This window comes from Pseudomonas sp. 05N434, from assembly GCF_056396965.1.
On the sequence record NZ_JBFTMK010000114.1, the window covers coordinates 1 to 11,062 of the forward strand.

At 60.3% G+C, this 11,062-nt stretch carries 10 protein-coding genes and 2 pseudogenes; 3 read left to right on the forward strand and 9 right to left on the reverse strand.

The annotated features are described in order from the left end of the window. Positions 1-179, reverse strand: a pseudogene (locus AC1DLB_RS10115) (glycine/betaine ABC transporter substrate-binding protein); the annotation flags it as partial. A gap of 436 nt (positions 180-615) precedes the next feature. On the opposite strand from AC1DLB_RS10115, the gene AC1DLB_RS10120 reads away from it, so the two are divergent. Both AC1DLB_RS10120 and gbdR read left to right on the forward strand, forming a co-directional pair. After that, the gene (locus AC1DLB_RS10120) at positions 616-1,992 is read left to right on the forward strand and encodes an L-serine ammonia-lyase (RefSeq protein ID WP_018928774.1); all 1,377 of its coding nucleotides are present in this window, start codon (positions 616-618) and stop codon (positions 1,990-1,992) included. Between the two features lie 490 nt (positions 1,993-2,482). Then, entirely contained in the window at positions 2,483-3,586 is a 1,104-nt protein-coding gene (gene gbdR, locus AC1DLB_RS10125) for a choline metabolism transcriptional regulator GbdR (protein ID WP_477784949.1), read from the forward strand. 64 nt (positions 3,587-3,650) lie between these two features. Here gbdR and AC1DLB_RS10130 read toward each other — a convergent pair whose 3' ends face one another. The 6 genes from AC1DLB_RS10130 to AC1DLB_RS10155 all read right to left on the reverse strand — a co-directional run bounded on the left by AC1DLB_RS10130 (position 3,651) and on the right by AC1DLB_RS10155 (position 9,171). Then, positions 3,651-3,914 carry a hypothetical protein gene (locus tag AC1DLB_RS10130; RefSeq protein ID WP_019580667.1) on the reverse strand — a complete coding sequence of 88 codons (264 nt, stop codon included), beginning with the start codon at positions 3,912-3,914 and terminating at the stop codon, positions 3,651-3,653. Positions 3,915-4,286: 372 nt separating this feature from the next. Continuing rightward, complete coding sequence (locus AC1DLB_RS10135) at positions 4,287-5,450, reverse strand: gamma-butyrobetaine dioxygenase (protein WP_477743639.1); 1,164 nt, start codon at positions 5,448-5,450, stop codon at positions 4,287-4,289. 13 nt (positions 5,451-5,463) lie between these two features. Continuing rightward, positions 5,464-5,940 carry a thioesterase family protein gene (locus tag AC1DLB_RS10140; protein WP_477784950.1) on the reverse strand — a complete coding sequence of 159 codons (477 nt, stop codon included), beginning with the start codon at positions 5,938-5,940 and terminating at the stop codon, positions 5,464-5,466. A gap of 179 nt (positions 5,941-6,119) precedes the next feature. Next, positions 6,120-7,085, reverse strand: a complete 966-nt coding sequence (locus tag AC1DLB_RS10145) for an L-carnitine dehydrogenase (RefSeq protein ID WP_018928778.1) — start codon at positions 7,083-7,085, stop codon at positions 6,120-6,122. 153 nt (positions 7,086-7,238) lie between these two features. Further along, positions 7,239-8,126, reverse strand: a complete 888-nt coding sequence (gene cdhC, locus AC1DLB_RS10150) for a 3-dehydrocarnitine:acetyl-CoA trimethylamine transferase CdhC (protein WP_019580671.1) — start codon at positions 8,124-8,126, stop codon at positions 7,239-7,241. Positions 8,127-8,226: 100 nt separating this feature from the next. Continuing rightward, positions 8,227-9,171: a choline ABC transporter substrate-binding protein gene (locus AC1DLB_RS10155; RefSeq protein ID WP_007937989.1), complete on the reverse strand. Its 945-nt coding sequence runs from the start codon at positions 9,169-9,171 to the stop codon at positions 8,227-8,229. A 210-nt stretch (positions 9,172-9,381) separates the two neighbouring features. On the opposite strand from AC1DLB_RS10155, the gene AC1DLB_RS10160 reads away from it, so the two are divergent. Further along, positions 9,382-10,329: a GlxA family transcriptional regulator gene (locus tag AC1DLB_RS10160; protein ID WP_064620848.1), complete on the forward strand. Its 948-nt coding sequence runs from the start codon at positions 9,382-9,384 to the stop codon at positions 10,327-10,329. Between the two features lie 22 nt (positions 10,330-10,351). Here the strand turns inward: AC1DLB_RS10160 and AC1DLB_RS10165 are convergent. Both AC1DLB_RS10165 and AC1DLB_RS10170 read right to left on the reverse strand, forming a co-directional pair. Next, positions 10,352-10,678, reverse strand: a pseudogene (locus AC1DLB_RS10165) (DUF3010 family protein); the annotation flags it as partial. A gap of 78 nt (positions 10,679-10,756) precedes the next feature. Continuing rightward, positions 10,757-11,062, reverse strand: a 306-nt coding sequence (locus tag AC1DLB_RS10170) for a lysozyme inhibitor LprI family protein (RefSeq protein WP_477784951.1), incomplete at its 5' end; no start/stop codon positions are given.

An 11,062-nucleotide genomic window follows, 5' to 3' on the forward strand; every position in this document is an offset into this window, starting at 1 on the left:
GTCTTGGTCTTGTAGCCGAGGGCGTTGAGCACAACGCTGGTGGTCGCGGTGGTCGCGGTAATGTCCGTCCAGCCGACATCGGAGAAGTTTACGGTGCTGCATTGGGCCGGCTCTGCGGCTTGAGCCAGGAACGGCAGACTCAGCATGGCGGCCAACAACAACGACGGGGAACCTTTCATAGGGGCGACTCCTAAGTGTTTTTTTTGGCAGTGTTCCGACTGGACCACCGCACTTATCTGTTGCGGTTGGATGGCGTTTTGGAGACAGCTCTACCACAGCGCCTTGCAATCGAGTCGATACGATCATGTACCAGTGAAAATCTGACGCCTACAGGGTGCGTCGTAACCAGTACAGGGATGGTCGCATCCAGTGTCGGTGACGTCGTTTACAGCTTTTTTCAGCCCGATTTGCCCCGCTGATCCGCAAAAAAACGGCGAAAMCATTGCGTAAGAGACCTGCGGCGCTAGTGGGCATGAGTGCGTCGGTGTGAGACGTTGAACAACATGGTAAAAGCCTGATGATGCGGCCATCTCGACGGATTGCAGCTTGAGCGTAGCAGCTCCGTCACTGGGCGCTTTTGCGCCTGGAGCAGGCACATCCAGGAGTTCAGCAGTAATGGCTATCAGCGTTTTCGACTTGTTCAAAATCGGCATCGGCCCTTCCAGTTCGCACACCGTGGGGCCTATGCGCGCCGCGGCGCTGTTCGTGCAAGGTTTGCGCGAGCGGGGGCTTCTGGAGCAGGTGTGTCGCATCGAAGTTCAGCTATACGGATCGCTCTCGGCCACCGGCATCGGCCACGGCAGCGACAACGCGGTGATCATGGGGTTGATGGGCGAGTGGCCCGACGCGATCGATCCGTCGCAAATCGGCATCCGTATAGAAGCCTTGCGTGAAACTCACACGCTATTGCTCGACGGCCGCTTGTCGGTCCCGTTCATCTGGGCTCGGGACATGCGCCTGATCGACGAGAACCTGCCGTTCCATCCGAACGCCATGACCCTGGTCGCCGAAGGCGATCACGGCGAGCTGCATCGCGATACCTATTATTCCATCGGCGGCGGTTTTGTCGTCGACGAGGCGCAAGCTTCCAGCGGTGTGGTGGATCTGGATAACACCGTACTGCCTTACGACTTCTCCAGTGCCGTCGAATTGCTCAGCCTGTGCAAGAAGCACAACCTGCGCGTGGCCGAATTGATGATGGCCAACGAGAAAGTCTGGCGCAGCGAAGAAGAAATCCGCAGTGGCCTGATGAAGCTCTGGCGCGCCATGCAGGATTGTGTGGAGCAAGGCCTCAAGCACGAAGGCATCCTGCCCGGCGGTCTCAATGTGCGCCGTCGCGCGGCCAAGTTGCACCGCAGCTTGCAAGAGCTGAACAAGCCCAACGTGATCGGCTCGACCTTGAGCGCGATGGAGTGGGTCAACCTGTTCGCGCTGGCGGTCAACGAAGAAAACGCTGCCGGCGGGCGCATGGTCACGGCGCCGACCAACGGTGCGGCGGGGATCATTCCGGCGGTGTTGCACTACTTTATGAAATTCAGCGAGGCGGTGACCGACGCCAATGTGGTCGATTACTTCCTCAGTGCCGCGGCGGTGGGGATTCTGTGCAAAAAGAACGCCTCGATCTCCGGTGCCGAAGTCGGTTGCCAGGGTGAAGTCGGTTCGGCTTGCGCCATGGCGGCGGCCGGGTTGGCGGAGGTTCTTGGTGCCACGCCGGAGCAGCTGTGTAACGCGGCGGAAATCGGCCTGGAGCATAACCTCGGCTTGACCTGCGACCCGGTGGGCGGGCTGGTGCAGGTACCGTGCATCGAGCGCAATGCGATTGCTGCGGTGAAAGCGATCAACGCCGCGCAGATGGCGCTGCGCGGTGACGGCCAGCACTTTATCTCGCTGGACCGGGTGATCCGCACCATGCGTGATACCGGTGCCGACATGCACGACAAATATAAAGAGACGTCGCGCGGTGGCTTGGCGGTTAGCGCGGTGGAGTGCTGAAACCGAGTTGACCTGTGGAGAGGGGGCAAGCCTGCTCTCCACAAAGACCTCATGTGCTACACCAGACCAGTCAAAACTGCGCACCAAGTGAACACGCGCACTAAAACGCGCCACGTTTTGGCGCGTCGCAAACAGGCAAGCCCGGCTCCCCGGTCGGGGATCAAATTCAAACCCTGACCGTTCGTCACCTGTGCCAGCGGTGACACTCTTGACCGCCGCGTCGCAGACCTGTTCCCACAAGTGCTACCGATTTGCTCACACGCAACGGGGGCACGGGTTTGGGGCCTTTGATGGCACTTTTAACCTCTTATCTCTGCGCGCCATATCTAGACGCATCGCGACGTCGTTTTCAGGAGTTATTGAACGCGCATTCAATTTAGGCATGGCAATTGCTCTGTCATTACAAAGCCCGTCTCCCACGCGAGAACGATGGCAATAAAAAGAGCCTCCGCCTGAGGCCATCACCCGCTTTGTGTGAGGAGATACCGCGATGACGACGTTCAACTCCGGGGCCCAACCCCAGAACCGTGCGCCTCAATCCATCGGCTATCTGCTGCTGGACAATTTCACGCTGATTTCTCTGGCCTCCGCAGTAGAACCCCTGCGCATGGCCAACCAATTGTCCGGTCGCGAGCTGTACCGCTGGACCACGCTCACCGTCGATGGCGGTCAGGTCTGGGCCAGTGACGGCCTGCAGATCACCCCCGACGCCTCCATGCACAAAGCACCACCCATGGACACCGTCATTGTCTGCGGCGGTATCGGCATTCAGCGCACCGTAACCCGTGAGCATGTGTCGTGGCTGCAAAGCCAGGCGCGTCAGTCCCGTCGTCTCGGCGCGGTCTGCACCGGCAGCTGGGCCCTGGCGTGCGCCGGCCTGCTGGACGGTTTCGATTGCAGCGTGCACTGGGAATGTCTGGCCGCTATGCAGGAAGCTTTCCCGCGGGTGGCCATGAGCACCCGGCTGTTCACCCTCGACCGTAACCGGTTCACCAGCTCCGGCGGCACTGCGCCGCTGGACATGATGCTGCACCTGATCAGCCGCGATCACGGTCGTGAACTGTCGGCCGCGATTTCGGAGATGTTCGTCTACGAGCGCATCCGCAACGAGCAGGATCACCAGCGCGTGCCGCTCAAGCACATGCTCGGCACCAACCAGCCGAAACTGCAGGAAATCGTGGCGCTGATGGAGGCTAACCTCGAAGAGCCGATCGACCTCGATGAACTGGCGGTTTATGTCGCCGTTTCGCGTCGTCAGCTGGAGCGGCTGTTCCAGAAATACCTGCACTGCTCGCCGTCGCGTTACTACCTGAAACTGCGCCTGATCCGTGCTCGGCAATTGCTCAAGCAAACGCCGATGTCGATCATCGAAGTGGCGTCGGTGTGCGGGTTCGTGTCCACGCCGCACTTCTCCAAGTGCTACCGCGAATACTTCGGCATTCCGCCGCGTGACGAGCGCGTAGGCTCCAATACCACGCAACAAGTGGCGATGATGCCGCTGCCGCAAGCACTGGTGCTGTCGCCGTTGTCCGGGCCGCTGTCGGCGTTGAGCCAGGCGCGTAATGAATCGACGTTTGCCAGCGTAAGGCTCTAAACCAGGCAAACTATTGTGGCGAGGGAGCAAGCTCCCTCGCCACAAAGTGTTCACACCCCGGAAATCAGGCGCTATGGCTCTGTTGGTACTGCGCCAATGCCGGTAACAGTTGCTTGTCAATGGCCTGACGCACGGCCGGCTGGATTGACGCGCTGCTGGTGTACATCTGCTTGACCATGGTCCGCAGTTCCATTGCCCGCTCGTTGTTCAAACCCCGTACTGCGCATTCGCAGGCTTGCTCGGCGGTTGCGCCGGGGGGCACTGAAAACCCCAGCGCTTTCAGCTGGCTCAACAGGTCTTCCTGGTCTATCAAATCGGCGTACATCATGACGCAATCCTTCTTCAGGGAACGGTGTCGTGGTTCGATTCTGGTAGGGGCTGTAGGCGTCGGCAAGGACGATTTGTCGCAATGGCCGCAATACCTATGAACAGGTCGTTTTCGGCTAACTTGCTAAGGATGGGAGTAGGCACACTGGACTCAGCTGGCATCACGAAGGTTTGGTCACCCTCGCGCAACAGCTCCTCAACAGTACCCTCCTCAGCTCCGATCTTGTCACGGCTTGATCGGGGTTTTTTTTGCCTGTGAATCGGTAATGGACGTGTTGATTGGGCTGACGCTTTCGCGGGCAAGCCTCGCTCCTACAGGGATCGCGAATACCCTGTRGGAGCGTGGCTTGCCCGCGATGAACGATRACGCGGTCTAGCGTTGTAAAACGAGAATGCGCGACAGCAATTCATCCCGGTCGACATAGCAACCCTGGAAATGCCGGGCGCCGGTGGCGGGGTCGAAGGCGTTGCGGGCGTGGAGGGTGCGGCGGTTGTCGAAGCACCACAACTCGCCGGGGTTAAGCCGTGTCATCACCCGGAAACGCGCCTCGCGGGTCATCGCAATGAAGCGCCGGTAAGCGCGATACAGCCTGGGCATCTGCTCCACTGAAGCATCGAATGGCCCGCGCAGAAAGTTCGCCATGCGGATTTCCGACACTTGCCCGAATGCATCCAGCGCGATGATCGGCGCCAGGCAGCGGTAGTCGCTGTGGCGGTCCTTGTTGCGGAACTCCACGGGGATTTCACACAAGGCTTGAAACGCCTCTGGATCTTCCTGACGCAAAGCTTGGGCGATGGCAAAACCGTCGACGAAAATACTCTCGCCACCGTCGGCGTCATTCACCAGGCAATGCAGAAATTGCAGCCCCGGTTGCAACTCCCGGGTCGGCAAATCGCTGTGCAGTGGCAGGTTGAAGGCGGTGTAGGCATTGCTGTCGGCATCGGCCTTGGATTGCACGTTGAACAGCACGCCGAAATTGCTCTCGCGGATGAACGAAATCCGTTGGGCGATCAGCTTCAGCGAGCCCGGCTCGGTGGGGACTCCGCGCACTTGAGTCAGGCCGATATCGCGCACGGCCAGCAGCCATTGCAACAAGGCGTCGTTGTTTTCCATCAGGGCCTGGTATTCGAACACTGGCAGCTGCAAATCGCTGTGCCAAAGCCTGGCTTTCGGTTTGCCCGCCTGGCGTTCGGCGCGGGACTCATCGTCATAGGCATGGGCCCGCAGCCAGCCCGGATCGAAGCGGCTGAGGTGGCCATCCTGCCAATCGACGCACAGGCAGCCTTCGTCATCGACCGTGGCGTTTTCAGGCATCAGGTGCTCTGCGACATCGACGATTTCCAGCACTTGCTCGCGCGTCACCGTGTAGACGCACTGTGGGCACGGGCAGTTGTCCCGCAGCCATTGATGATGAAAAGGGCTGACCCGACCGTCCGCCCACTTCACTTGAATGCGGTCCGCCAGGGTGTGCACGGCGGTCAACGCGCTGATCAATGGATAGGTGCGGAAATCGGCAAAAGCGGCGGCGGTGTTCATGGCGGGCTCCTTGTTATTTTTCGGGGGGTAATGCGATCACTCGGCCGATCCAGGCGGGTGCGGGCAAGTCGGCTTGATCAGCGACAATGGCCTGTAGCTTGCTCAAGGTTTCTTCGCTGAATGGCGCGGATCGCGGCCCGGCGAGGTCGACGTGCAGCAGCATCTGTTCATTGCCCGCCAGCTCCTTGTCACCGCCCACCAGATGCAGGCTGTGGTAGAGGTGCAGGCGCTTGCGGTCGTGGCCGATGATCTGCGTATGCACTTCGACGTCGGCATCGAGTTTCACTTCGTGCAGGTRATTGAGGTGCAGTTCGAGGGTAAACAGCGAGTGGCCGCTGGCCTCGCGGTTGTTGCTGTCCATACCCAGCCGATCCATCAACGCGTCAGTGGCGTAGCTGAAAATCAGCAGGTAGAAGGCATCGCGCAGATGGCCGTTGTAGTCGACCCAATCGGGGACGATTCTGGTTTGGTAGGTGGTGAGGGTGGGCATGGTGGAACTCCACAGATAATCGCTGGTGTACACATGTGTGGCGAGGGAGCTTGCTCCCGCTGGACTGCGAAGCAGTCCCAAAACCGGTGGATGCGAGGTATCAGTCAAATCGCGTTTGCTGGTTTTACGACCGCTTCGCGGCCGAGCGGGAGCAAGCTCCCTCGCCACAGGGTGTGTGTTTATTCGCTGAAGGCCATCCCATGCTTCTCTTTGGTGGTTTTCACCGCCTCCAGCACCGCCAACAAGCAATCGTCACGATAGCGTTCCAGTGCCGAGATGCTGTGTGTGCCCAACTGATCGCTGGTGCCATCCACCACATCGTCAATCAACTTGTCGGTCAGCTCCGGTGCCGGCAGGTACGTCCAGGGCAGCTGCAATGCTGGTCCGAACTGCGCCATGAAGTGCCGCATCCCGGCATCGCCGCCTGCCAGGGTGTAAGTCAGGAAGGTGCCCATGAACGACCAGCGCAGACCCGCGCCAAAACGAATCGCATCGTCGATTTCACCCGTGGTCGCCACGCCGTCGTTGACCAGGTGCAGCGCCTCACGCCACAAGGCTTCGAGCAAACGGTCGGCGATAAATCCCGGTACTTCCTTGCGCACATGCAGCGGGCGCATCCCCAGGGATTCATAGACTTTCATCGCCGCTTGCACCGCTTCTGGCGCGGTGTTCTTGCCGCCGACCACTTCCACCAATGGCAGCAGATAAACCGGGTTGAACGGGTGCCCGACCACGCAGCGTTCCGGGTGCGTCGAACTCTCGTAAAACTCGCTCGGCAACAGTCCCGAGGTGCTGGAACCGATCAACGCGTTGGGCTTGGCCGCCGCGCTGATTTTGCTGTGCAGTTCCAGTTTCAGGTCCAGGCGCTCAGGGGCGCTTTCCTGAATGAAATCCGCGTCGCGAACACATTCTTCGATGGTGGCGACAAAGCGCAGCCGATCCTGCGATGCGCCGGGTGCCAGGCCTTGTTTCTCCAGCGCGCCCCAGGCATTGGCGACACGTTTGCGCAGCGCCGCTTCGGCACCGGGTGCCGGATCCCAGGCCACCACATCGAGGCCGTGGGCGAGGGCGCGGGACACCCAGCCGCTGCCGATGACACCGCTGCCCAGTGCTGCGAAGGTTTTGATATCAGTGATAAAGCTCATGGCGACTTCCTAAAGAGTTCGATGATCCTGTAGGAGCGAAGCTTGCTCGCGAAGACGGCTTTCCTGCCGCAAGAGATCTACCGGATGTACCGGCCTCTTCGCGGGCAAGTCGGATCGCCGCATCGCTCGTTCCTACGGGGAGGTATGTGTGGTTTAGCCGCGCTTGGTCAGGCCCATTTTTGCCCGGCCTTCTGCCGGGGTCAGAACGCGGGCGCCGAGGCGGCTGAGGATTTCCGAGGCGCGTTCGACCAGTTGGCCGTTGGTCGCCAGTACGCCCTTGTCCAGCCACAGGTTGTCTTCCAGGCCGACCCGCACGTTGCCACCGAGCAGCACCGCTTGCGCCGCCATCGGCATCTGCATGCGCCCGATGCCGAACGCCGCCCAGACCGCATTGGCCGGCAGGTTGTCGACCATGGCTTTCATGGTGGTGGTATCAGCCGGCGCGCCCCAAGGGATGCCCAGGCACAGCTGGAACAACGGGTTATCCAGCAGACCTTCCTTGATCATCTGCTTGGCGAACCACAGGTGACCGGTGTCGAAAATTTCCAGCTCAGGCTTGACGCCCAGCTCTTGAATGCGTTTGGCGCCAGCACGCAGCTGGGCAGGGGTGGACACGTAAATGGTGTCGCCGTCGCCGAAGTTCAGGGTGCCGCAATCCAGGGTGCAGATTTCTGGCAGCAATTCTTCAACGTGGGCCAGACGGGTCAGTGGGCCGACCAGATCGGTGTTCGGGCCGAACTCCATCGGGTTCTCGCCTGCGCCGATTTCCAGGTCGCCGCCCATGCCGGCAGTGAGGTTGACGATGATGTCGACGTCCGCCTCGCGGATGCGCTCCATCACTTCGCGGTACAGCGCCACGTCACGGCTGAACTTGCCGGTTTGTGGGTCGCGAACGTGGCAGTGGACCACGGTAGCGCCCGCCTTGGCGGCTTCCACGGCGGCGGCAGCGATTTGTTTCGGGGTGACCGGCACGTGTGGGCTCTTGGCGGTCGTGTCGCCAGCACCGGTGAGTGCGCAGGTGATGATGACGTCGTGGTTCATGAGGCGGTTTCCTTCAGGCTTGAGTTTTTTGGCGGAGCTTGGGCGTGGAGATTCCGCTCGCAGCCCGCATCGGGCTGCGAATCGGTGGTTCCTTTCGGTTCTATTTACTGGTCAGCTTCAGGTTTTCAGCGGCCGGCTTGCCATCGAATGTGGTCACGCCTTCAAGCCAGCGTTGCTTGTCTTGCGGGTGATCCTTGAGCCACTGTTTGGCCGATTCGAAAGCGTCCTTGTGATCCAGCAGCGGCTGCATCATCCGGCTCTCGTCTTCGGCGGTGAACGTCAGGTTGCTCAGCAGGCGACCGACGTTCGGGCATTGCTGCGCGTAGTTCGGCGAGGTGACGGTCCAGACCGTGGCCATGCCTTCGTTCGGGCCGAGGGCGTCGTCGCTGCCGGTGAGGTAGGTCATCTTCACGTTGACGTTCATCGGGTGCGGCGCCCAGCCGAAGAACACCACGGCTTCCTTGCGGCGTACCGCGCGATCTACTGCCGCCAGCATGCCGGCTTCGCTGGACTCGACCAGCTGGAACTTGCCGAGGCCGAACTGGTTCTTGGCGATCATCGCCTTGATCTGGGTGTTGGCGCCCGAGCCAGGTTCGATGCCGTAAATCTTGCCGCCCAGTTCTTTTTCAAACTTGGCGATGTCGGCGAAGGTTTTCAGGCCCTTGTCGGCAAGGTAAGTCGGTACTGCGAGGGTGGCGCGGGCGTCCTTGAGGCTTGGCGCTTCAAGCACTTTGACCTGCTTGGCATCGACAAACGGCGTGATGGTCTGGGTCATCAGCGGGTTCCAGTAGCCCAGGAACAAATCCAGGCGCTGGTCGCGAATGCCGGCAAAGACGATTTGCTGGGAGGCGCTGGTTTGTTTGGTGCTGTAGCCGAGGCCGTCGAGCAGGACCTGGGTCATGGCGCTGGTGGCGATCACGTCGGTCCAGTTCACTACGCCCATGCGCACGTTCTGGCACGACGCGGGTTCGGCTGCCATGACACTGGCGCTCAAGAAAGCGGTACCGCTGAGTGCAAGAACACAGCTGCTGATCAGTCGTTTCATGTCGGGGTTCCTCGGCAGGTCGTTTATTGTGGGTTCCGGTGTCTGATGCGCCGGTGATGCCAAGTTACGCAGCAAAGCCCCCGTGAAAACGCACTGCGGCGACCAGCTCTTGCACTGCGGCGACCTGCGCACTTGAATGCTGCTGGCAAGTGGCGTATCAACGTCCACACGCTTCCCGCCCTCTCGTTGCCTGCCAGTCGAGTGCGCTCCATGTCCCAGGATTTCTACTTCTTGTTGATGCCGGGTTTTTCGGCGATCGGTTTTATCTCGGCAATCGAGCCGCTGCGGGTCGCCAATCGCTTTCGCGGCGAGTTGTACCGCTGGCATGTGTTGAGCGCCGATGGCGGGGCGGTTTTGGCCAGTAACGGCATGTCGGTCAACGCCGATGCGGCGCTGGAGCCGCTGAAGAAAGGCGCAACCCTGTTGGTGGTCGCCGGTTTCGAACCGCTGAAGTTCGCCACCCCGGCCCTGGAGCATTGGTTACGTCGGCTGGACAACGAAGGCGTAACCCTCGGCGCCATCGACACCGGCAGTTTCATCCTCGCCGAAGCCGGCCTGCTCGACGGCCATCGCCTGACCCTGCACTGGGAAGCGATCGACGCCTTCAAGGAATCTTATCCACAGCTGAGCGTCACCCAGGAGCTGTTCGAGATCGACCGACGGCGTATCACCTCCGCCGGCGGCACCGCCTCGATCGACCTGATGCTTGACCTCATCGGTCAGGCTCATGGTCCGGAACTGGCGATTCAGGTCAGCGAACAATTCGTACTCGGGCGCATTCGCCCGCGCAAAGACCACCAACGCATGGAAGTCGCCACGCGATATGGCATCAGCAACAAGAAACTGGTGCATGTCATTGGGGAGATGGAACAGCACAGCGAACCGCCGCTCAGCACTTTGGAGCTGGCGGAATCGATCAAAGTGACCCGGCGTCAGCTAGAGCGCCTGTTTCGCCTGCACCTGCACGACACGCCGAGCAATTTCTATCTGCGACTAAGGCTGGAGAAGGCGCGGCAGCTGCTGCGCCAGACGGACATGAGTGTGCTGGAGGTGAGTATCGCCTGCGGGTTTGAATCGCCGTCGTATTTCACCCGCAGTTATCGGGCGAGGTTTGAGCGGTGCCCGCGGGAGGATCGCCGACAAAGCCAGAAGGCCTGAAACCGACCCCTGTAGGAGCGAGGCTCTGCGCATTGATGGTTTGCGGCGACAGCAGCGTCACCTCGCAATTTTCCAGCAACTGGAAAACCCCTTCGATCTTGAAGGTGGTCGGCCCACCGGCGAACTCACCTTTCTTGCTGCGCTTTTTGATCGCGATCCGGTCGATTGAATTCTCACGAATAAACGACGCCACCTGAGCGGCAAAGACTTTGACGTTGGCGGCTTCGTCGTCATCGTCGAGGGCGATTTTCTTGGTGGCCAGCGCGACGTGGGTCAGCCCCTGATCGTCGAGGGAGGCCACGGCAAGGATTGCTTCGCTGCCTTTGATTTCGATGCCGCAGATTTTCATTTGAATCCCTTTACTGGCTGATGACGTGCAGCTTACAGCTCAAGTTGGCAAGTGTTTATGTCAACCGCTGTGGCCTTTTTACTCCTGCCCAATCGACTCCAAAAACTCCGACCGCTCGTCACTCATCCGCGCCACGCAATCATTTTGCGCAATGTTGAAGGCTTTACTGCCGCTCGTCGCCGGGAACGCTTCCACTGCGCAATCGGCATCCCGGGTCTTCAGCCATTGTTGTTGCGCAGTTTTGATTTTTGCGGTGATGTCGGCCAGTTGCGCCTTGTTGCTGCCATAGCGCGTTTGCATGCGTTCGTTCAGGCCTTGGTAGTTGTCGCTCAGTAGCTGTTCGGCGGTGTTTCTGCTGTAAGCCGAGCATTCCAGGGTCTGGAC